Source organism: Nonomuraea sp. NPDC050383 (genome assembly GCF_044459125.1).
Classification (GTDB): domain Bacteria; phylum Actinomycetota; class Actinomycetes; order Streptosporangiales; family Streptosporangiaceae; genus Nonomuraea.
Genome location: NZ_JBITIP010000002.1, coordinates 461,765 through 483,599 on the forward strand (window position 1 = coordinate 461,765; position 21,835 = coordinate 483,599).

General features: G+C 72.8%; 20 protein-coding genes. 12 read left to right on the plus strand and 8 right to left on the minus strand.

The annotated features are described in order from the left end of the window. Positions 1-13: 13 nt before the first annotated feature. Both ACIBG4_RS06850 and ACIBG4_RS06855 read right to left on the minus strand, forming a co-directional pair. A complete protein-coding gene (locus ACIBG4_RS06850) occupies positions 14-1,288 on the minus strand; it encodes an HRDC domain-containing protein (RefSeq protein ID WP_397201016.1) in 1,275 nt (424 codons plus the stop codon). A gap of 45 nt (positions 1,289-1,333) precedes the next feature. Continuing rightward, positions 1,334-1,930 carry a DUF3000 domain-containing protein gene (locus ACIBG4_RS06855; protein WP_310717144.1) on the minus strand — a complete coding sequence of 199 codons (597 nt, stop codon included), beginning with the start codon at positions 1,928-1,930 and terminating at the stop codon, positions 1,334-1,336. 588 nt (positions 1,931-2,518) lie between these two features. Between ACIBG4_RS06855 and hemE the strand changes: the two genes are divergently transcribed. Further along, entirely contained in the window at positions 2,519-3,541 is a 1,023-nt protein-coding gene (gene hemE / locus ACIBG4_RS06860; RefSeq protein ID WP_397201017.1) for a uroporphyrinogen decarboxylase, read from the plus strand. 17 nt (positions 3,542-3,558) lie between these two features. Here the strand turns inward: hemE and ACIBG4_RS06865 are convergent, their stop codons facing one another. Beyond that, entirely contained in the window at positions 3,559-4,557 is a 999-nt protein-coding gene (locus ACIBG4_RS06865; RefSeq protein ID WP_397201018.1) for a DUF4349 domain-containing protein, read from the minus strand. 170 nt (positions 4,558-4,727) lie between these two features. Here ACIBG4_RS06865 and hemG point away from each other — a divergent pair, with 170 nt between their 5' ends. From hemG to ACIBG4_RS06885, 4 genes are all read left to right on the plus strand, one after another. Next, on the plus strand, positions 4,728-6,134 hold the full coding sequence (hemG, locus tag ACIBG4_RS06870) for a protoporphyrinogen oxidase (RefSeq protein WP_397201019.1): 1,407 nt from the start codon (positions 4,728-4,730) through the stop codon (positions 6,132-6,134). 4 nt (positions 6,135-6,138) lie between these two features. Further along, complete coding sequence (hemQ, locus tag ACIBG4_RS06875) at positions 6,139-6,840, plus strand: hydrogen peroxide-dependent heme synthase (protein WP_397201020.1); 702 nt, start codon at positions 6,139-6,141, stop codon at positions 6,838-6,840. A gap of 99 nt (positions 6,841-6,939) precedes the next feature. Next, positions 6,940-8,451, plus strand: coding sequence for a hypothetical protein (locus ACIBG4_RS06880; protein WP_397201021.1), 1,512 nt, complete (start codon positions 6,940-6,942; stop codon positions 8,449-8,451). A gap of 160 nt (positions 8,452-8,611) precedes the next feature. Further along, complete coding sequence (locus ACIBG4_RS06885; RefSeq protein WP_397201022.1) at positions 8,612-9,214, plus strand: hypothetical protein; 603 nt, start codon at positions 8,612-8,614, stop codon at positions 9,212-9,214. Positions 9,215-9,443: 229 nt separating this feature from the next. Here ACIBG4_RS06885 and msrB read toward each other — a convergent pair whose 3' ends face one another. Beyond that, positions 9,444-9,845, minus strand: coding sequence for a peptide-methionine (R)-S-oxide reductase MsrB (msrB, locus tag ACIBG4_RS06890; protein WP_310717156.1), 402 nt, complete (start codon positions 9,843-9,845; stop codon positions 9,444-9,446). Positions 9,846-10,204: 359 nt separating this feature from the next. Between msrB and ligD the strand changes: the two genes are divergently transcribed. Next, positions 10,205-11,212, plus strand: a complete 1,008-nt coding sequence (gene ligD, locus ACIBG4_RS06895; protein WP_310717158.1) for a non-homologous end-joining DNA ligase — start codon at positions 10,205-10,207, stop codon at positions 11,210-11,212. Positions 11,213-11,470: 258 nt separating this feature from the next. Here the strand turns inward: ligD and ACIBG4_RS06900 are convergent, their stop codons facing one another. Next, complete coding sequence (locus ACIBG4_RS06900) at positions 11,471-12,385, minus strand: tetratricopeptide repeat protein (RefSeq protein ID WP_397201023.1); 915 nt, start codon at positions 12,383-12,385, stop codon at positions 11,471-11,473. 18 nt (positions 12,386-12,403) lie between these two features. Further along, positions 12,404-13,843, minus strand: coding sequence for an aldehyde dehydrogenase family protein (locus ACIBG4_RS06905; protein WP_397201024.1), 1,440 nt, complete (start codon positions 13,841-13,843; stop codon positions 12,404-12,406). Positions 13,844-13,973: 130 nt separating this feature from the next. Here ACIBG4_RS06905 and pgeF point away from each other — a divergent pair, with 130 nt between their 5' ends. The 3 genes from pgeF (at position 13,974) to glgX (ending at position 17,410) form a co-directional block, all read left to right on the plus strand. Next, complete coding sequence (gene pgeF / locus ACIBG4_RS06910) at positions 13,974-14,681, plus strand: peptidoglycan editing factor PgeF (protein ID WP_397201025.1); 708 nt, start codon at positions 13,974-13,976, stop codon at positions 14,679-14,681. A gap of 120 nt (positions 14,682-14,801) precedes the next feature. Next, positions 14,802-15,227, plus strand: coding sequence for an OsmC family protein (locus tag ACIBG4_RS06915; protein WP_310717168.1), 426 nt, complete (start codon positions 14,802-14,804; stop codon positions 15,225-15,227). A gap of 59 nt (positions 15,228-15,286) precedes the next feature. Then, positions 15,287-17,410 carry a glycogen debranching protein GlgX gene (gene glgX / locus ACIBG4_RS06920; protein WP_397201027.1) on the plus strand — a complete coding sequence of 708 codons (2,124 nt, stop codon included), beginning with the start codon at positions 15,287-15,289 and terminating at the stop codon, positions 17,408-17,410. Positions 17,411-17,442: 32 nt separating this feature from the next. Here the strand turns inward: glgX and ACIBG4_RS06925 are convergent, their stop codons facing one another. After that, a complete protein-coding gene (locus tag ACIBG4_RS06925) occupies positions 17,443-17,844 on the minus strand; it encodes a hypothetical protein (protein ID WP_310717173.1) in 402 nt (133 codons plus the stop codon). Between the two features lie 143 nt (positions 17,845-17,987). Here ACIBG4_RS06925 and ACIBG4_RS06930 point away from each other — a divergent pair, with 143 nt between their 5' ends. The 3 genes from ACIBG4_RS06930 (at position 17,988) to ACIBG4_RS06940 (ending at position 20,292) form a co-directional block, all read left to right on the plus strand. Further along, entirely contained in the window at positions 17,988-18,713 is a 726-nt protein-coding gene (locus ACIBG4_RS06930) for a pyrimidine reductase family protein (protein WP_397201028.1), read from the plus strand. Positions 18,714-18,819: 106 nt separating this feature from the next. Beyond that, positions 18,820-19,887: an ATP-dependent DNA ligase gene (locus tag ACIBG4_RS06935; RefSeq protein WP_397201241.1), complete on the plus strand. Its 1,068-nt coding sequence runs from the start codon at positions 18,820-18,822 to the stop codon at positions 19,885-19,887. A 63-nt stretch (positions 19,888-19,950) separates the two neighbouring features. After that, complete coding sequence (locus tag ACIBG4_RS06940) at positions 19,951-20,292, plus strand: hypothetical protein (RefSeq protein ID WP_310717180.1); 342 nt, start codon at positions 19,951-19,953, stop codon at positions 20,290-20,292. A gap of 126 nt (positions 20,293-20,418) precedes the next feature. Here the strand turns inward: ACIBG4_RS06940 and ACIBG4_RS06945 are convergent, their stop codons facing one another. After that, positions 20,419-21,780, minus strand: coding sequence for an ankyrin repeat domain-containing protein (locus ACIBG4_RS06945; protein WP_310717182.1), 1,362 nt, complete (start codon positions 21,778-21,780; stop codon positions 20,419-20,421). Positions 21,781-21,835: the final 55 nt, after the last annotated feature.

A 21,835-nucleotide genomic window follows, 5' to 3' on the forward strand; every position in this document is an offset into this window, starting at 1 on the left:
GTGCCGGTCGTGCCTAGAGCTCGCCCTTGGTCTCCAGCCTGGCCAGGGACCTGGCCAGCGGGTGGGCGGTGAGGGCGAGCTGCCAGTCGCGGGCGCCGAGCTCGCGCAGCCGCTCGGCCACGGTCTCGTCGGTGATCTGCTTCGGCGGCTCCCAGGTGAGCCTGCGCACGGCGTCGGGCTGCAGGAGGTTCTCCGTCGGCATGCGGTGCTCGTCGGCCAGCGCCGCGATCACGGCACGGGCCGCGGCCAGCCGCTTGGCGGCGGCCGGGTCGCGGTCGGGCCAGCGGTTGGCGGGCGGCGGGCCGTCGCCGGGCGTGCTCGGCTGCGGCAGCTGCACGTCGGGCAGCGCGCGCGCCCGGCTGACCGCGCTCAGCCACTCGCTCATGTAGCGGCGGGCGCTGCGACCGGTGAACGGCGCGATCTCGGTCAACGCCTTCTTCGTGCGGGGCACGTCGAGGGCGGCGGCCACGATCGCCGAGTCGGGCAGGACCCGGCCGGGCGCCAGGTCGTTCTCGCGGGCGATCCGGTCGCGCATCAGCCACAGCTCGCGCACGATCGCCAGCGCGCGCACGTTGCGCACCTTGTGGATGCCGGACGTACGCCGCCACGGATCCGACCGGGGGACGGCGGGCGGCGTGCCGAGCACGGCGGCGAACTCCTCGCGCGCCCACTCCAGCTTGCCCGCCTCCTCCAGCTCGGCGTGCAGCACGTCGCGCAGCTCGACCAGCACCTCCACGTCGAGAGCGGCGTAGCGCAGCCAGTCTTCCGGCAGCGGCCTGGTGGACCAGTCGGCGGCCGAGTGACCCTTCTCCAGCCGCAGCCCGAGCACGGTCTCCACCATCGTGCCCAGCCCCACGCGCTCGTAGCCGAGCAGCCGGCCGGCCAGCTCGGTGTCGAACAGCGCGCGTGGCCGGAACCCGACCTCCAGCAGGCACGGCAGGTCCTGCGAGGCGGCGTGCAGCACGACCTCGGCGTCCGCCACCGCCGCGTCCAGGCCCGACAGGTCGGGACAGGCGATCGGGTCGATCAGCGCGGTGCCCGCCCCGGCCCGGCGCGCCTGCACCAGGTAGGCGCGGTTGCCGTAGCGGTAACCCGAGGCGCGCTCGGCGTCGACGGCGACCGGGCCGCTGCCGCGCGCGAACGCGTCGACCACCCCGGCCAGCGTGGCCGCGTCCGCGACGACCGGCGGGATGCCCTCGCGGGGCTCCAGCAGCGGCACGACCGGGCGCTCGCCCGGCTCCGCGCCGTCGGCCATGGTGCCGCCCTGCACGGTTCTTTCTTCTGTCATGAGTTCACCGCTCTCATGACGCGGATGACGTCTCGACTGGTGCCCTCACTTCGTACGGTCACTCTCCGGATCTTCGCGCCTGCGGGGCAGGGACGCCACATCGGGCGGCAGCGGCGGGATCCCCGCGGCCACGCACATGAGGTCGCACCAGGCGGCCACGTGACCGGAGAGGTCTTCCTGGGCGGGGGACCAGGACGCCCGCAGCTCCAGCTCGGTGGTGACCGGATCATCGGCCTTGTTGCCGAAGCCCTCGGACACCGCTCTTGTCACGGTACCGCCGGCCGCCGAGTAGTCGGCGTGGTGGGCGTCCAGAGCCTCCGTCAGCCAGCTCCAGGCGACCGGGCCGAGCAGCGGGTCGGAGGTGATCTCCGGCTCCATGTCGGCGCGCACGTAGGCCACCAGCCGGAACGGGCCGTCCCAGCCGCGCTGGCCGTCGGGGTCGTAGAGCAGGATCAGCCGGCCCACGGCCAGCTCGTCGTCGTCACGGTAGACCGACGCGCCCACGGCGGCGGAGTAGGGGGCCAGCCGCTGCGGCGCGGGCAGGTCCTCCAGCTCGATCTCCGGTCTGACCTCGGCCGGGCGCAGGCTCTCGGCCGCGCGCCTGAACGCCGGGGGAGCCGGCGGCCGGTCACTCGAGGTCATGGTCGCAGCGTAGGCCGCAGCCTCGGGGAAGGGGACCACGGGGGTGCTCATCGTGCCTGCTCAACCCGCTGCCGCAACCCGCTGGCGGGCGGACGTGGACGGCACGGCACGGCACCCGTCACGAGTCCCGTCATGAGTCGTGCCAGGAGTCCGGGAACGAGTCCCGCAAGGAGCCGCGGTACGGGTCGCGGGAGCGGTCACAGGCCGGGGCACGGCACTGAGCGCGGCGCCTGCGGCGGCGCCTGTCGTCGCACCTGTCATCGCAACGGGGCCTTTCTTCGGATCGTGGCTCCGACGTTGGCACGCCTCACCGACAATTCCCCGCAACGCGCTCGGCGTGTCCCGAAAGTGGATGCTGAATCGGTGCCGCGCGGTCGCTTGGCGAACATTTGGTCCAGTCAAGACCGGCTTTCTGGTCGCCCATGGGGTGTGTTCGACCCGCGTGAGCGCCGAGGGCCGGGTCGGCCGGTAAACCTCCATCCGACTATTCGATCATGATTTGGGGTGTTCAATGCATACTTTTCCGACACCTCGTGCCGATGCGGCGCCGATGAGGGGACCGGCGGGAGGTCATGGCACCCTGGGAGGGTGAATCTCGCCGACTCAGCGTTCCTGCGCGCCTGCCGCCGCCAGCCCGTCCCCCACACCCCCGTCTGGTTCATGCGGCAGGCCGGCCGATCGCTGCCCGAGTACCTCAAGGCGCGCGAGGGCGTGCCGATGCTCCAGGCGTGCGCCACGCCCGACCTCGCCGTCGAGATCACCATGCAGCCGGTCCGCCGCTACGGCGTCGACGCGGCCGTCTTCTTCAGCGACATCGTCGTGCCGCTCAAGGCCATCGGCGTCGATCTCGACATCAAGCCCGGCGTCGGGCCGGTCGTCGCCCAGCCGATCCGCGAGGAGGCCGACCTCGACGTGCTGCGCCCGCTGGAGCCCGACGACGTCCCCTACGTCACCGAGGCGATCCGGGCGCTGACCGGCGAGCTCGGCGGCACGCCGCTCATCGGCTTCGCCGGCGCGCCGTTCACGCTCGGCGCCTACCTCATCGAGGGCGGCCCGTCCCGCAACCACGACCACACCAAGGCCATGATGTACGGCGAGCCGCGCCTGTGGCACGCGCTGATGGACCGCCTGGCCGGCATCGTCCTGGCCCACCTGCGCCTCCAGGTCGAGGCGGGCGCCTCGGCCGTCCAGCTCTTCGACTCCTGGGTCGGCGCGGTCGCCCCCGCCGACTACCGCGAGTACGTGCTGCCCCACACGCGCCGCATCTTCGAGGGCCTGGCCGACCTCGGCGTGCCGCGCATCCACTTCGGCGTCGGCACCGGCGAGCTGCTGGGACTGCTCGGCGAGGCGGGCGCCGACGTGGTGGGCGTCGACTGGCGGGTGCCGCTCGACGAGGCCGCCCGCCGGGTGGGCCCCGGCAAGGCGCTGCAGGGCAACCTCGACCCGGCGATCCTGCTGGCCCCGTGGGAGGCGGTCGAGCGCAAGGCCCGCGAGGTGCTGCGGGAGGGACGGCAGGCGGAGGGCCACGTGTTCAACCTCGGGCACGGCGTGCTGCCCTCCACCGACCCCGACCAGCTCAAGCGCCTCACCGACCTGGTCCACGAGGCCTGACCCGGCCGGCTCGCCGGTCAGGACTGGGCGGGCGCCGGGGGCTGGGGCGGTTCGCCGGCTCCGGCCGGTGGCACGGTCCTGGCCGGCGGGGCGGGCCGCCGGCGCGCGTTCCGGCGCGTCAGCCACACGATCAGCGCGGCCACCGGCGCCAGGATGAGCATCCAGGGCAGCAACACGCCCACCACGGTCAGCGCCACCTTCACGAACGCGACCAGCCCCGACCATCCCTTGGCCAGCCCGCCGAGGAACCCGGCGGGCTCCTCCGACGGCGGCGTCACGACCGTGACCGGCCCGACCACGGTCAGCGTGAGCGTGGCCATGCTCACCTGTCCCGCCAGCTCCTTCTGCTGGGCCTGCAACGACTCCAGGTCCGCCTCGCGGGTGGAGATCTCCCGCTCCACCTCCAGCACGTTGCCGATGGTGTCGGCCTTCTTCAGCAGCGTGCGCAGCGAGTCGAGCGCCTGCTGGGCCGACTTGATCCGGCTGTTGACGTCGGCCACCTGCGCGGTGACGTCCTCGGTGCCCTGGTTGAGCGAGATCTGCTCGCCCAGGTCCCTGCCCATGCTCGCGAGCACGTCGGCGTACCGAGCCGGCGGGATCTTGAACTCCAGCTCGGCCGAGCCCTCGCCCCCGTCGGAGGAGCTGGACTGCTCCTTCGACAGGTAGCCGCCCGCGCCGCTCACGATCTGCTTGGCCTTCTGGGCCGCCGCCGTGACCTCCTTGGCCCGTACCGTCATCCTGCCGACGTAGATGACCTGCCGGTCCTGGGCGGTGACCGTGACGTCGGAGGCGATGTTCTTCCCGGCGGTCCTGCCCGCGGCGTCCTGGGCCGAGGGCTGACGCCGCGCCTTGCCGCCCGCGGAGTCCTGAGGCGCCAGGGCGGGCGCTCCCGCCTGTGCCGACTCGCCGCGGGAGGCGGATTGCATCTCCGCCCCGCCGCCGCATCCCGTCAGGCCCCCTAAGAGCAGGGCCGCGCAGGCGGCCGACAGCGCCGTGCCGTACTGGAATCTCCTCATGCCCTTACGACGGACCAGGAACTGGAGGGGTTTGATCGGATCCGTCACGGTACGGTCACGTGCGGATGTCGGCGGCCGGAGCGCACGCGACCCGGAACGCCGTGCCGGCCCCGCGCGGGACCGCGCCCCGGGCGGCCGGGCGGGCCGCGGAGACGGTAGCGTCTGGAGGCGTGGAAGGGAAAAGGGCGCACGTGGTCGTCGTCGGGGGCGGGATCTCTGGTCTGGCCGCGGCGTGGCACCTCCGCCAGGCGGGCGGCGATCGGATCAGGGTGACGGTCCTCGAAGGCGGCCCGCGCATCGGCGGCAAGCTGCACGCCTCCGAGGTCGCCGGGGTCAGCGTCGACGCCGGAGCCGAGGCCGTGCTGGCCAGGCGGCCCGAGGGCACGGAGCTGGCCAAGGCGGTCGGTCTCGGCGACGACCTGGTCAGTCCCAGCTCCGCGCGATCGGCCATCCTCAGCAGGGGCTCGCTGCGCCCCATGCCCAAGGGGCAGGTCATGGGCGTGCCCGCCGACCTCACCGAGCTGGCCAAGTCCGGCATCGTCTCGCCCGGCGGGCTGCTGCGGGTGCCGATGGACCAGATCCTGCCGCCCACCCTCGTCCGCACCGACGTGTCCGTCGCCGCCTACATCCGCGCCCGCATGGGCGGCGAGGTGCTCGAACGGCTCATCGAGCCGCTGCTCGGCGGCGTCTACGCGGGCCGCTCCGACCGGCTGTCGCTGGAGGCCACGATGCCCCGGGTGGCCGCCGTCGCCCGCTCCGAGCGTTCGCTGCTGAGCGCCGCCCGGCAGATCCTGCACGAGGCGCCCAGCGCCGGCGGGCCGGTGTTCGCCACGCTGCGCGGCAGCCTCGGCAGCCTGCCCGAGGCGGTCGCCAAGGCGTCGGAGGCCGAGATCCGCACCGGGGTGACCGTGCGCGAGCTGCACCGCACCGCCGAGGGGTGGCGGCTGGTGACCGGCCCCGTGCCGAGGCCCGAGGTGATCGAGGCCGACGCCGTGATCATCGCCACGCCCGCTCCCTCCGCCGCCCGGCTGCTCAAGGGCGAGGCGCCCAAGGCGTCGGCCGAGCTGGCGCGCATCGAGTACGCCAGCATGGCCATCGTCACGCTCGCCTACGCCGCCGACGCGTTCCCCGAGCCGCCCGGCGAGAGCGGCTACCTCGTGCCGCCCGTCGAGGGCAGGCCGGTCAAGGCCGTCACGTTCAGCTCCGTCAAGTGGCCTCATCTGGCCGGCGACGGCCTCGTGCGGCTGCGCTGCTCCATCGGCCGGGTCGGCGAGGAGCACCTGCTCCAGCGCGACGACACCGAGCTGGTGGCCCTCGCGATGGCGGAGATGGCCGGTGTCATGGGCGTGCGCGGGCTGCCGATCGACACCCGCGTCACCCGCTGGGGCGGCTCCCTGCCGCAGTACAACGTGGGCCACCTCGACCGCGTGGCCCGGGTGCGCGCCGCCGTCGCCGTGCTGCCGGGGCTCGCCGTGTGCGGGGCCGCCTACGACGGGCTGGGCGTCCCCGCCTGTGTCGCCACGGCGCGCACGGCCGCCGCCCGGATTCTGGACCACCTGTCGCTGCGGGGAGAATAGGGGCATGACAGAGGGCGCACCGCGGCTCAAGGCCCGCGATCTCAATCAGGTGATCCGCTACACGATGTGGTCCGTCTTCCGGGCGACCGGACCGCTGCCCGCCGACCGCGAGAGTCTCGGCGCGGAGGTCGGCGAGTTGCTGGAGCAGGCGGCGCTCAAGGACGTGGTCACCCGCGGCCTGTACGACGTGGCCGGGTTCCGCGCCGACGCCGACTACATGTTCTGGTGGCACGCGCCCACCTCCGACGACCTGCAGGACGTCTACTCCCGCTTCCGCCGCACGGCCCTGGGCCGCCACAGCGAGCCCGTCTGGTCGGCCATGGCGCTGCACCGGCCGGCCGAGTTCAACAAGTCGCACATCCCGGCGTTCCTCGCCGAGGAGGAGCCGCGGGCGTACGTGAGCGTCTACCCGTTCGTGCGCTCCCTGGAGTGGTACCTCCTGGAGGACTCCGAGCGGCGCGCCATGCTGGCCGAGCACGGGCGTATGGCCCGCGAGTACCCCGACGTCCGGGCCAACACGGTCGCCTGCTTCTCGCTCAACGACTACGAGTGGATGCTCGCCTTCGAGGCCGACGAGCTGCACCGGATCGTCGACCTCATGCGCGAGCTGCGCGGCGCCCAGGCCCGCCGGCACACCCGTCTGGAGATCCCCTTCTACACCGGCGCCCGCAAGCCGGTGACCGAGCTGGTCGACGCCCTGCCGTAGAACGGTCAACGGGAAGTCCGCGATCCCTCCGCATTGATCTACCTGCTTTGTCACACTCGGTGGTGACGGCGGGTTGTCACGTTCCAGGGGGGGACCATCGTGACCGCGGACTCGGGCAGGCACGGAAGGCATCCGTACGGTGACGGTCCGTGGGAGGACTTCCCGTACGGGCTCATGCCGGAGGATTTCCCGTACGGGGACGACGAGGCGGTGGCCCGCGCCTGGGAGCACCTCACCCTTGGCTGGGAGGGGTTAGCCGCCGGTACGGCCGCGCCTTACGGCGGCCCGGACGGCGTCGCGCACGGTGCCCCGGACGGTGGCGCGCCCGACGTCCCGCGCGGTGGTGCGCCCGACGTCCCGCGCGGTGGTGCGCAGGAGGGGCCGCACGGAGCCGTGCCGGGGCCGGACGGTGCGGCGGGGCGGCACGGGCGGCCGGCCACGGGCCGCGTCGGCGGGCGCGTCGCGGGCCGGCTCTCCCGGCGTGCCGCGGGCCGGGCCTCCCGGCGGATCGCCGACCGCATCTGCAGGAGGATCGCCGAGCTGGGGCCCCGAGGACGCGGGATGCACGCCGGCGACGATTGGACCTCCGGCCGTGACGGGCATGCGGCCCGCGGTGGGCACGCGGCCGATCGGGGAGGGCGGCCGGAGCGGCGGCACGCGCGGGTGCCCGAGTCGTGGCTGCGGCGGAGCGCGGCGCACAAGGCGTGGCTCGTGTGGGTGTCGGCCGGCTCGGTGGTGCTGGCGGGCGGAGTGGCGCTGCTCGGTGGCGGTCCCGTCGGCGGGATGTTCTCCGCGGCCGGAACGGCCGGACCAGGGGGATCGGGGGGATCGGGTGAGTCCGGGAGATCGGCTGGTACGTCCGCAGAGGCCGGAGAGGCCGGGGAGGCCGGCGGGAGCTACAGAGGCGTCGGGGAGGCCGGCGTGACCCGTACCGAGGTACGTGCCGAGGGCGTCACTCCCGGCGCCGTACGACCGCCGGCCGATCCGGCTCACGCACCGACCGACCAGGCCCGTCCGCCGACCGTTCCGGCGTCCCGCTCGACGGCCGACGCGGCGGCCGACTCCATAGCCCGGTCCACGACCGATCCGGCGACTGACTCCACGTCCCGGTCCACGACCAACCCCGCGCCCCAGCCCACGCCCCAGCCCACGCACCGGTCCGCGCCCCGGCCGAGCGGTGGCTCGGGGGCGCCGGTCGGGCGCCCGGGTGACAGTGGGACCGGGACTGGGACCGGGGCCGGGGCGAGGGGCGCCACCGGAGCCGCCGGGGCGACCGCAGCAGCAGGAACGTCCCGGGACGCCGAGCTCACCGCGGTCGAGTACTTCCGCGCCCGCTGGGGCTCCGGTGACGGCGCCATGCGCCATGTCAGGGATGTCCGCACCATCGGTGGATATCTGCGTATCTACACGGACCTGCCGGAGTCGGCGGCCAACTCCGCCGACGCCCTCACCCTCTGCCGGCGCGGCCTGGAGTACCTCCGCCGGGACGGCGCCGCGCACCCCGTGGTGTTCGTCCAGGCGAGGTTCGGCGAGAACGGGAACCCCGTGCTCGCCAACATCCTCGGCCCCGCCGACACGAGCTGCCGCGTCACGCACCCGGACCCCGGATGACCGGGGCCCGTGGCCCGGCCCGGGACGTGCCGAAAGCCGGACGCGCGGGAACAAGTCCGCTCAGCCGTTCGTGGCCACCCTGGTCCGCACCATCTTCGACCTCTCCACCTGCCCGCGCGCGGTGGGGGCGGTACTCATGCTCTTTCGAAGGACGTGAAGGATGGCTTCCGGACGTGATCTGTACGACCTGCTGGAGTCTCACTGGGAAGGTCTTGCCCATAACTTCGCGGCAGTGTGGAGCGAGGGCCTCACCGTGGAGGAAACCGCTCGCCGGCTCCGCGTCGCCCCAGAAACGGCGGCGACGGTCACATTGGCCGGCCTGCCCTCCGGTTTCGGAGGAGACGAGATGCCCGGCGACCACGACGGCATCGTTCTCGTCGGGCAGTTCGCCTCCTGGTCGCTCGCCATCCAGGTGCAGTGGCTCGACATCACCAACGACCGGGAGCTGTCCGATCTCTCACGTGACGGCGGCCGCGCCGTCGGCATCGGCTGGCACGGAGACGGAGGTCATCGCATCTACCACGCAGTGGACGGGCAGGTCGTGGACAACCTGCCCATGGAGGTCATCCCACCCTCGCTGGCGGCCGAAGCCGAGGGTCTGGAGATGCCGGCCACCTGGGATGTCCCAGTCGATCAAGGATCGCCGACCGAAGAAATGATCACGACGAGTCTCGTTCTCATAGGTCGCGTCACAGGGCAGGAAATCGACCAGAGCTGGCTCGACACATCTCATACTCGTTACCTGATACGGCGATCACGATGAACGGCGTGTCCGGACCGGAGCCACGATCCGGACACCGTTGAAGCAGCATCGCCATCGGCTCTGGCTAACACCTAGCGGACGCGGACGCGGGTCTTCCAGCACAGCCGGCAGCGCTGCGTGATGACCCGGCCGATCGCCTCGACCGTCACCCACCGGTGACGGAGATGCACAAGGCTCACCCGCCGCTCCTACCCGTGGCGACGGGCCGGTACGCGCTGTCGCCGCCCGTTCACTCCTTGGGGAGGAGCCGCAGGGAGACGGAGTTGATGCAGTAGCGGTCGTCGGTCGGCGTGGGATAGCCCTCGCCGTGGAAGACGTGGCCGAGATGGGAGTCGCAGCGGGCGCAGCGCACCTCGGTGCGGACCATGCCGAGGGTGCGGTCCTCGATCAGCCGCACCGCGTCCGACTCCGACGGCTCGAAGAAGCTCGGCCACCCGCAGTGCGACTCGAACTTCGTGTCGGACCGGAACAGCTCGGCGCCGCACGCGCGGCAGGAGTACACACCCTCGGTCTTGGTGTCGACGTACTCCCCGGTGAACGGCCGCTCGGTGCCGGCCTCGCGGAGCACGTGGAACTCCTCCGGAGAGAGCTCGACCCGCCACTCGGCATCGCTCTTGACCACCTTGTCCATGTATCCAGCGTACGAGATGTGGCAAAAAGAGATCTCCGTCGGGGGAAGCATCCCTTCTGGGGGAAATTCGCGTCTTTGTAGGCAAGGAGGCGTCATCGCCTCCTGCTCAGGGTGGGATCACTCGCCGGATCGCCCGAGCGGCACAGCCCACGCCCGTGCTGGCGCCGCGCGGGGGCGGTCCGCGGGTCGTCCGGGTGGCGCGCCAGCGCCCGTGCGAGCCGCGCAGGCGGGTGGTCTTCAGGTCCGTCCCGTCGAGCCCTCGGTACCGCCACCGAGGCGCGCTCCGGGACGGACCCGCCCACCCGGGGCCCGCCCTGGGGTTCCCGGGATTGTCGGTCGTCCGGGGTAGGTTCGAGGGCATGGCATCGCCGTTCATAGAGCTCGAGGTGGGGGAGCGGACCGTCAAGGTCACAAACCCCGACAAGGTGTACTTTCCGGAGATCGGCGTCACCAAGCGTGAGCTGGTCGAGTACTACGTGAGCGTCGGCGACGGCGTGCTGCGGGCGCTGCGGGACCGCCCGACCAACCTCAAGCGCCACCCCGACGGCATCCACACCGAGGCGATCTACCAGAAGCGCATGCCGCCCAAGCACCCCGACTGGCTGGAGACCGTGACGGTCACCTTCCCCAGCGGGCGCAAGGCCGACTCGCTGCGGGTCACCGAGGTCGCCGCCGTCGCGTACTGCGCCAACCTCGGCACGGTCGACTTCCACCCGTGGCAGGTGCGCGCGGCCGACGTGGAGCACCCCGACGAGCTGCGCATCGACCTCGACCCGCAGCCGGGGCTCGGGTTCGACGCGGCGCGCCGGGCCGCGTTCCTGACCCGTGAGGTGCTCGCCGACCTCGGCATGACGGGGTTCGTGAAGACCTCGGGCAACCGCGGCGCGCACGTCGCGGTCCGCATCGAGCCGCGCTGGGACTTCGTCGAGGTCCGGCACGCGGGCATCGCCCTCGCGCGGGCCGTGGAGGAGCGCGCCCCCGATCTGGTGACCACCGCGTGGTGGAAGGAGGAGCGGGGCGAGCGGGTGTTCGTGGACTTCAACCAGAACGCCCGGGACCGCACGGTCGTCAGCGCCTACTCGGTGCGGGCCAAGCCCACCGGGCCCGTCTCGGCGCCGCTCACCTGGGAGGAGCTGGAGGACGCCGACCCGGCCGACTTCGACATCCGCACGATGCCGGCCCGCTTCGCCAAGGTGGGCGACGTGCACGCGGCCATCGACGACCGGGCGTACTCCATCGAGCCTCTCCTGGAGCGGTACGCGGCGGACGGCCGGGGCGACATGCCCTATCCGCCGAACTATCCGAAGATGCCCGGCGAGCCGCGGCGCGTGCAGCCCAGCAAGGCCCGTCCGGACGGCGACGCCTGAGAAGCTGCGCGCTCGCCGTCCCGCACGGCGGCACCTGAGGAGCTCCACGCTCGCCGTCCCGCACGGCCGGCCCCCTCCGATCACCGGGGCGTTCGGCATCCACCGGCCGTGCGGTCTTTCCGCCGTGCCCGGAGTGCGGGCACGTGCCTGGAACGTAACCCGGAGTCAGGGGTTACGGAGGTTCGCCTGGGTTGAAAGAACTTCTACCGAGGAGGGCAATCCTCGTCCGCTTGGGGGAGGATTCTTCCACCCGGTGGTTCAGGAGTCCCCGAACTCCAGCCGCAGCGCCCGGGTGAAGTCCGCGACCGCCTCCTCATGGCGGTCCAGGTCCTGGAGGACCTCCCCGCGCACCCGGTACGCCCAGACGTACTCCGGGTCCAGCTCGATGGCCCGGTCGAGGTCGCGCACGGCCGCCTCGTCGTCGCCCAGCTCGCTCAGCACCGCACCCCGGCTGCCCAGCGCCCGGTCGTTGTCCGGGTCCAGCTCGATCGCGCGGTTCAGGTCGGCCAGGGCCTCGTCGTAGCGGTCGATCATGCGGTACGCCTCGCCGCGCCTGCTGAGCGCCCGCGCGTAGCCGGGGTCCACCCCGAGGGCCCGGGTGTAGTCGTCGATGGCCTCGGCGTACAGGTTGACCCGCTGGTAGAGCTCCGCCCTGGCCAGCCACGGGTACGCCTGGCCCTCGTTGAGCGCGATGATGCCGGCGTGCACGTCCAGCGCCTCGTCCAGCCGGCCCAGGTCGGCCAGGGCGTCCGCCTTGCCCTCCAGGACCCAGAACGACTCGGGCGTCAGCGTCAGCGCGTGGTCGAAGTCGGTCAGCGCCTCCTCCAGCCGGCCCAGCGCCGCGTACACCTGGCCGCGCGAGCCCAGGGCGTACGCGCTGTCGGGCTCCAGGCGCAGCGACTGGTCGAAGTCCGACAGCGCCGCGTCGTACCGCTCGATCAGCCGGTGGCTCTCACCCCGCAGCCGCCACGCGCGGGCGCTGTCCGGCGCCAGGGCGATCGCCTCGGTCAGGTCCGCGATGGCCGCGTCGTAGCGTGACAGCGCCACGTACGACTCGGCCCGGCTGCGGAGCACGGACGCCCGCGACTGCGCGGCCTCCTCGGACAGCGCCGGCAGGGCGGACGCGCCGGCGGGTTCGTCGCCGATCTCCTCGCTGATGATCCCCTCGCTCATGGCCGGGAATCTATCCGACTAGATCTGAATGACGGCAGCCTTTTCCCGGGTGTACTCCAGGACGCCGTCGTGCCCGTAGCCGCTGTCCTTCACGCCGCCGAACGGGAGCCCCGGCGGCATCTGCCGGAAGGTGTTCACCCATACCGTCCCGGTCCGCAGGTCCCGCACGAACCGGTGCGCCCGTCCCAGGTCACGCGTCCAGACGCCGGCCGCCAGCCCGTACGGGGAGTCGTTGGCGATCCGCAGCGCCTCCTCGTCCGTCTCGAACGGGATCGCCACCGCGACCGGCCCGAAGATCTCCTCCTGGCAGACGCGCAGCCCGTTGTCGCTCGTCGTGTACAGGGTGGGCGACACCCAGTAGCCGCCGGGCAGGCGCGGCACCACCTCGGCGCCCCGCCGGCCGCCGAAGACCAGCTCGGCGCCCTCCTTCTCGGCCAGGTCCAGGTACGACGTGACCCGCTCGTACTGCCCGCGCGAGACGATCGGCCCCATCGTGGTGTCCAGGTTGAGCGGGTCGTCGAGCACCAGCCCGGCGGCGATGCGCTCCATCCGCCCCAGCATCTCGTCCCAGACCGACCGGTGGATCAGCATCCGGGAGCCGGCCACGCAGACCTGTCCCGCGTTGCCCGTGTAGACGGAGTTCACCGTGAGGCCCAGGGCGGCGGCGTCGAGATCGGCGTCGGGGAAGACGATGTTCGGCGACTTGCCGCCCAGCTCGAACGTCAACGGCTTGAGCGTGTCCGCCGAGGCCCTGGTGATGACGCGGGCCGTCTCCGTCGAGCCGGTCAGGCTGATCTTGTGCACGCCGCGGTGCCGTACGAGGGCGTCGCCGACCTCCTCGCCCACGCCGCTGACGATGTTGAGAACGCCGGGCGGGAGCACCTCGGCCAGCAGCTCGCCCAGCCGCAGCACCGACACGCTCGCCTGCTCGGCGGGCTTGACGATCACCGTGTTGCCCGCCGCCAGGGCGTAGGCGGCCTTGGCGGAGAAGGTCGAGATGGGGGAGTTCCACGGGATGACGCACAGGGCCACGCCGTACGGCTCCCGCCGGGTCATCCCGAGCGCGTCGGGGCCCAGGATGACGGTGTCGCCCCTGACGGCGTCCAGGCACTGGCCGGCGGCGAGCTGCCACAGGTGCGCCATGCCGGGCAGGTCCTTGGTGAGGGTGTCGCGCAGGATCCGGCCGTTGTCGCGGGTCTCCAGCCGGGCCAGCTCCTCGGCGTGCTCGGTGAAGACGGCGCCGACCTGGCGCAGGACGTGCGCGCGGGCCAGGGCGGGCAGGGCCGACCAGCGGGGGAACGCCTTCCCCGCCGCCTCGACGGCCGCCTCGGCGTCCTGCGGGCCGCTCGCGGGGACGCGGGCCCACACCTCCCCGGTGGCGGGATTGACGGAGTCCATGGTCCGGCCGCCGGCCGCCGGGACCAGCCGGCCGCCGATCAGGTTGCGATAGTCGGTCACGTCACCAAGCATATGCTTGCTTGACAAGCGAGATCCAGCGAGAGCCGGCGAGATCCCGCGAGAGCCGGCCGGGCGCCGGTGGGTGCCCGGCGTCCCGGGAGCGGGCCCGGCTCCCCCTAGGATCAAGGGCATGGAGCTGGCCCCGGGTGTCCACGTCGCCGTCACCGACCGTCACGGGGGTGTCAGCGCGCCGCCGTACGGGTCGCGCAACCTCGGCGGACTGGTGGGGGACGACCCCGCGGCCGTCCGCGCCAACCGCGACGGGGTCGCCGCCGAGCTGGGCGTGCGGGCCGTGGTGTTCATGCGTCAGGTCCACGGCGCCGACGTCGCGTACGTGAGCGAGCCGTTCGGCGACGACCCGCCCCCGCTGGACGGCGTCTTCACCACCGAGCCGCGCCTCGCCCTGGCCGCACTCGGCGCCGACTGCCCGGCGGTGCTCGTGGGCGACCCCGTGGCGCGGATGGTGGGCGCCGCCCACTCCGGCCGCCCCGGCACCGAGCTGGGCGTGGCCGCGGCGCTGGTCGAGGCCATGGCCGCCAAGGGCGCGTCGCCGGAGCGGATGGCGGCGCTCGTCGGGCCGGGCGCGTGCGGCCGGTGCTACGAGGTGCCCGCCGAGCTGCGCGAGCGCGTCGCCGCCCGGGTGCCGGAGACCTGGTCCACGACCTCCTGGGACACTCCCGCCCTCGACCTGCGCGCCGGCATCGAGGCCCAGCTCCGCGCGGCGGGCGTCGCGGACGTGCGCCACGACGCGCGCTGCACGATCGAGTCCGAGGAGCTGTACTCGCACCGCAGGGAGCAGCCCGGCGGGCGCTTCGCCGGCCTCGTCTGGCTGGCCTAGCCGGCATCGCCCGGCAGCGGTCGCGCGCGCAGGCCCAGGCCGGTCCGGGCAGCGGCCGGACGAGGGTGTCCGGGCTCACGGTAGGGTCGGAAGTCCAACAGACCAGAGGGAGGAACCGTCATGGCCACCACCCGCACCGCCACCACGCAGTGGAAGGGCGCCCTGCTCGACGGCTCGGGCACCGTGTCGCTCGACACGTCCGGCGTCGGCACGTTCGAGGTCTCCTGGGCGTCACGCGCCGAGGCGGCCAACGGCAAGACCTCGCCCGAGGAGCTCATCGCCGCGGCCCACTCCTCGTGCTTCTCGATGGCGCTCTCCCACGGCCTGGCCGGCGCCGGCACGCCGCCCGAGTCGCTGCGCACCAGCGCCGACGTGACCTTCCAGCCGGGCGAGGGCATCACCGGCATCGTCCTCACCGTGCAGGGCCAGGTGCCGGGCATCACGGCCGAGCAGTTCCAGGAGGCCGCCGAGACCGCCAAGGCCAACTGCCCGGTGAGCAAGGCGCTGGCCGGCACGACGATCACGCTGAACGCTCAGCTCCTCTAGCGAGATCGTGATCGCGATCGCTCTGGTGTGATCGCGATCGCGTGGGACACTTGAGTCACATGCGAGATGTCTGGCCGGGCGAGCCGTATCCACTCGGCGCCACCTGGGATGGTGTGGGCACCGGATTCTCGGTGTTCTCCGAGGTGGCCGAGCGGGTCGAGCTCAGCCTCTTCCACGATGACGGTTCCGAGGAACGCGTCGACCTGCCGGAGGTCGACGGGTTCGTCTGGCATGCCTACTTTCCCGGCATCGTGCCGGGACAGCGCTACGGCTACCGCGTCCACGGGCCCTACGAGCCCTCCCGCGGCCACCGGTGCAACCCCGCCAAGCTGCTGCTCGACCCCTATGCCAAGGCCATCGACGGCGACCTGACGTGGAACGAGTCGTTGTTCTCGTACGAGTTCACCGACCCGGCACGGCTCAACCTGGCCGACAGCGCGCCGTACATGCCGAAGAACGTGGTGGTCAACCCGTTCTTCGACTGGGGCAACGACCGGTCGCCGCACACCCCGTACCACCAGACGGTGATCTACGAGGCGCACGTGCGCGGCCTGACCATGCGGCACCCGGCGGTTCCCGAGGCGCTGCGCGGCACCTACGCGGGCGTGGGACACCCCGCGATCATCGACCACCTGCTGTCGCTCGGGGTGACGGCGGTCGAGCTGATGCCGGTCCACCACTTCATGCCCGAGCACTTCCTCGTGGCCCGGGGGCTGACCAACTACTGGGGCTACAACACGATGGCCTATCTCGCCCCCCACGGCGGCTACTCCAGCGCCGGCACGCGCGGCGAGCAGGTGCTGGAGTTCAAGGCCATGGTGCGGGCGCTGCACGAGGCGGGCATCGAGGTGATCCTCGACGTGGTCTACAACCACACCGCCGAGGGCGACCACATGGGGCCGACGCTCGGCTTCCGCGGCATCGACAACTCCGCCTACTACCGGCTGCACGACGGCGACCGCCGCTACTACCTCGACTACACCGGCTGCGGCAACTCCCTCAACGTCCGCTCGCCGCACGCGCTCCAGCTGATCATGGACTCCCTGCGCTACTGGGTGCTGGAGATGCACGTCGACGGCTTCCGGTTCGACCTGGCCTCGGCGCTGGCCCGGGAGCTGCACGACGTCGACCGGCTGAGCGCCTTCTTCGACCTCATCCAGCAGGACCCGGTGATCTCGCAGGTCAAGCTCATCGCCGAGCCGTGGGACGTCGGGCCCGGCGGCTACCAGGTCGGCAACTTCCCGCCCCTGTGGACCGAGTGGAACGGCAAGTACCGCGACATCGTGCGTGACTTCTGGCGGGGAACGCACTCGGCGCTGCCCGAGTTCGCCTCGCGGCTGACCGGCTCGGCCGACCTGTACGCCACCTCCGGGCGCCGGCCCGTGGCCTCCATCAACTTCGTCACCTGCCACGACGGGTTCACGCTCGCCGACCTCGTCTCGTACGACCGCAAGCACAACCTCGCCAACGGCGAGGACAACCGGGACGGCACCGACGACAACCGCTCCTGGAACTCCGGCGCCGAGGGCCCGGTCGAGGACCCGGAGATCGTCCGGCTCCGCCACCGCCAGCGGCGCAACTTCCTGACCACGCTGTTCCTGTCGCAGGGCGTGCCGATGCTGTCCCACGGCGACGAGCTGGGCCGCACCCAGCGCGGCAACAACAACGCCTACTGCCAGGACAACGAGATCGCCTGGATCGACTGGTCGCTCCTGCACACCGAGGACGACCTGCTGGCGTTCGTCCGGACGCTGTCGCGGCTGCGGCGTGAGCACCCGGTCTTCCAGCGGCGCCGCTTCTTCCACGGCCGCAACCCCGAGAACGGCCGGCGGGACCTGGTGTGGCTCACCCCTGGCGGAGCGGAGATGACCGCCGGCGACTGGCACACCGGCTACGCCAAGTCGCTGGGGGTCTACCTCAACGGCGAGGCCATCACCGAGCCGGGGACGCGCGGCGAGCGCATCGTGGACGACTCGTTCCTGCTGCTCATCAACGCCCACCACGAGGACATGACGTTCACGCTGCCGGGCGAGGAGTTCGGCCCGGTCTGGCTGCCGGTGCTCGACACCAACCACGACACCCGCCAGGACGAGCCGTTCCCGGACGAGCGGTGGCAGCCGGGCGCGCTGGTGGCCGTCACCTCCCGCTCCATCCAGGTGCTGCGCCAGCCGCGCGCGTCCTGACGCCCGCGGGTCATCCGCGGGTCATCCGCGGGTCATCGGCCGGTGAGGGCCGCGGCGGCGAGCGCGAGCGCGAACGTGACCACGCCGCCGAGGCCGTGCAGCGCCACGGCCAGCACGGGGAAGCGGCGCTCGGCGCCCCGGGCGTGCCGCCCCCCGCCGAGCCAGCGGGTGAACATGGTGAAGCCCAGCAGCGCCGCCACGGCCAGCACCCCGAACGCCGTCCACGCCAGCGCCCTGACGCCCGTCACCAGGTGGGCCACCCAGCAGGCCAGCGCCGCCGTGGCGAGCACGGGATGGGAGAAGATCAACGTCACCGGGAAGCGGGTCACCTTGGTGGCCTGCTGTCTGAGGCCGCCGCCCGAGAGCCACAGGTAGAGCAGATAGATGCCCACGATCGCGGTGCACGTCCACGTCACGGCTGTCGCCAGCCCCACCCGGGCCTCCTTCGGTCACCGATCCCAGACGACACGTTAGGCGCATCACTCCATGTATGCCATTGGTTACCGCAAAGTGCTGTGTCTCCGGGCAAAGGCCGCCGTCACGGCGGGTTGTCGGAGGCGTGTGCCAAGGTAGAGGAGTGCGTCGCATCTACCCGGACATAGAGGACGAACCACCCATCGAGCAGGCGTACGCCTATCCGGCCGGCCGGCCGTGGCTGCGCGTCAACATGGTCGCCAGCGCGGACGGCGCCGCCTGGGTGAACGGCCTGTCGGGCGGGCTGTCGAGCAAGGCCGACCGGCGGATCTTCGGCGTGCTGCGGGGGCTCGCCGACGTGGTCGTCGCCGGCGCCGCCACCGTGCGCGCCGAGGGCTACGGCCCCGCCCGGCCGCGCGAGTCGTGGCGGGCGCTGCGCGAGGGGCGGCCCGAGACGCCGCCCGTCGCGGTGGTCAGCCGCAGCCTCGACCTCGACTTCGACGGCCCGCTGTTCGCCGAGGCGATCGTCCCCACGATCGTCGTCACCTGCGCCTCCGCGCCGGCCGACCGCCTGGCAGCCGCCAAGGCCGTCGCCGACGTGGTGGTCGCCGGGGACGAGGTGGTCGACCTGGCGGCGGCGGTGCGGGGGCTGCACGAGCGCGGGCTGACCCGGGTGCTGTGCGAGGGCGGGCCGCGGCTCAACGCCCAGCTCGCCGCGGCCGGGGTGCTCGACGAGCTGTGCCTGACGATCAGCCCGCTGCTGCTCGGCGGGGGCGCGGCGCGCATCCTGAACGGCGAGGCGGCGCACGTCGGCCTCGGCCTCAGCCAGGTGCTGGAGGAGGACGGCGTCCTCTTCTGCCGGTACACGAGGGAGCCGAACCATGTCTGACCCCATCGACCCGACATCCGCCGAGCCTGTACGGGCTCCGGGGCCCGAGGTCGAGGCCGAGCCGGAGCCGGTGCCCAACCTGCCGGTCCGCCCGCCCGTGGCGCCCATGCTGGCCAAGCCCGTCAAGGCCATGCCCAAGCAGGACGGCACCCTGCTCTACGAGCCCAAGTGGGACGGCTTCCGCTGCATCGTCTTCCGCGACGGCGACGAGGTCTACCTCGGCAGCCGCAACGAGCGGCCGTTCACCCGCTACTTCCCCGAGCTGGTCGAGGCCGTCAAGGCCGAGTTGCCCGAGCGGGTCGTGGTCGACGGCGAGATCGTGCTGCCGCGCGGCTCCCAGCTCGACTTCGACGCCCTCCAGCAGCGCATCCACCCGGCCGCCTCGCGGGTCAAGATGCTGTCGGAGGAGACGCCGGCCGCGTTCGTCGCCTTCGACCTGCTGGCGCTCGGCGACGAGTCGTACCTCGACCTGCCCTTCTCCGAGCGCCGCGCCCGCCTGGAGGGCATCTTCGGCAAGGCCGGCCACTCGGTGCGGCTCACGCCCGTCACGCGCGACGACGGGCAGGCGGGGGAGTGGTTCGAGATGTTCGAGGGCGCGGGGCTCGACGGCATCATCGTCAAGCCCGGCGACCAGCCTTACGTCCCGGACAAGCGCACCATGTTCAAGGTCAAGCACGAGCGCACCGCCGATGTGGTGGTGGCCGGCTACCGCGAGCACAAGACCGGCCCGATCGTCGGCTCGCTGCTGCTCGGCCTCTACGGGCCCGACGGGCGGCTGCACCACGTGGGCGTGGCGGCCTCGTTCCCGATGGCGCGCCGGGCCGAGCTGGTGGAGGAGCTCAAGCCGTACGTCGCCGATCTCGGCGAGCACCCCTGGGGCCACTGGGCCGAGCAGGCGGTGGCCGGTGCCGGCCGGCCGGCCGCCGGGCCGGCGACGGGCGGGCAGCGGGTGCCCGGCGCGATCTCGCGGTGGAGCGCGAAGAAGGACCTGTCGTTCATCCCGCTCCGGCCGGAGCTGGTCATCGAGGTGGCCTACGACCAGATGGAGGGCGACCGGTTCCGGCACACCGCCCACTGGCGCCGCCTGCGGCCCGACCGCACCCCGGAGTCCTGCACGTACGAGCAGCTGGAGCGGCCGGTCTCGTACAACCTGGACGACATCCTGGCCCGCTGAGCAACCCGTCCGTGCTCGTGCTGTGCCTTGCCGCGGTGGCCAGGACACGCTATATCTCGACACATGAGCACCGGTGATGAGCTCCGAGCCGCCGTGTCCGCCCGCCGCGACCTCGGCCCCGACTACGAGGACGCGCTCATCGAGTCGTTCCTCGACAAGATGGGCCAGGAGGTCGACCGGCGGGTGGACGAGCGCCTCGCCGCCGTCCCGAAGGCCAAGGACCTGGCCAAGCGGTCCAGGGCGGCCGACGGGCAGCGGCTCGCGCTGGCGATCGTCTCGCTGGCCCTGGGCACGGTGGCGACGATCGCGCTGAGCGTCGGCAACGTCTCCGGGTGGGTCATCCCGGTGATCTGGTTCGCCATCGTCGCGGTCAACGGCATCTTCGCCACCGAACGCCGCCCCTGACGCGCCGGACCCCAGGGCCGTCCTTCAGGGCCGGGCTTCAAGGGCGGTCTTCAGGGCCGGTCTTCAGGACGGGACGTCCCTGACGCCCGGCCCTGAAGGACGGTGCCCGGTGTCAGGAGTCGGGTGTCAGGAGTCGGGTGTCAGCTTGGCGCGGGCCTCCGTGACGAGGTCGCGGGCGTAGTCGTCGTCGCTCTCGGCCAGCACCCGCTCGACGCCGCGTGCCCCTCGGGCGTCCCCGCGCTCCGCCAGGCCGCGCGTGGCCTCGGCGACCGTGCGCAGGTCCGTGTCGTCCAGGCGGGCGGCCAGCGCCTCGCGGATCTCCGGCGTGTCGGCGGCCAGCCCGGCCAGCCCCGAGGTGGCCCAGTCGCGCACCTCGTCGTCGGCGTCGCCGGTCATCGAGATCAGCACGGCCAGCCCCTCGGCGTGGTCGGGCGGCAGCACGTCGGCCAGCGCGATCGCGTCCGTCATCGTCCGCTGGTGTCCCTCCCTGCCGATGATGCCGAGCACCTGCGGCAGTGCGCGCGGGTCACCCTGGTGGCCGAGCGCCGACAGCACCGACCGCAGCACCTGCGGGTTGCTCTCGGTGGTGGCCATCCGCTGGAGCAGCGGCAGCGTCCGCTCCAGGTACGGCTTGCCGTCCTCGGTCACGCCGAACTGGGCGATGGCGTCCACGCCGAACTCCCGCTCCCGGGCGTCCTCGCTGGCGCACAGCCTGGCCAGCGCCTCGTACGTCTCGTCGTCGCCCCGCCGCGCCAGCGAGTCGGCCACGATCCACCAGGTCTCGGCGTCCTCGTCCGTGTCGCGGTGCGCCAGCGCCCGCGCCACCAGCCGGTCGACCGGGGTGTGCGCCCCGGTGGCGTCCTCCAGCAGCGTGACGATGGCCGCGTGCCCCCGCTGCGCCTGGACCTGCTCGGTCTCCGAGCCGTCGGCGGAGCGGCCCGCCACGGTCACCAGCTCGGTGCCGTCCTTGGCGAACTGCCGGGCCACCACGTACTCCCAGTCGTCCTGCCCGATCTGGTCGAGCAGCGCGCTCTCCAGGTGCACGCCCACCCAGTCGGCCGCCACGTCGAGCGGGGTGTCGCCGTCGCCGTCGGACTTCTGCGGGTCGGCCCCGCCGCTCAGCAGCACCTGCACCACGCCGAGCGCGCCCCGCCGGGCGGCCAGCGTGAGGGGCGTGTCACCGTCGTCGTTGGCGGCGTCGACCTCGGCCCCGGCCTCCAGCAGCAGCCCAGCCGTGTCGGCGTGGCCGTTGGCCGCCGCCCACAGCAGCGCCGTCCAGCCGCCGCCCTCCCGGCCATTGACGTCGGCCCCGGCGGCCAGCAGCGTCTGGGCGGCCTCGACCCGGTCCCAGGCGGCGGCCGCGCACAGCGGCAGGCCCTCGTCCTCTCCCTCGCTCGGCCGGTTGGGGTCGGCGCCCCCGGCGAGCAGCTCGCTCACGGTCTCCGACTCGCCGTTCAACGCGGCCCGGTAGAGCTTCTCCTCATGCATGCAAGGGACACTAGCCCAGCTCAGCCCCCACCCCGGCCATCCCTGCCGCCACCGG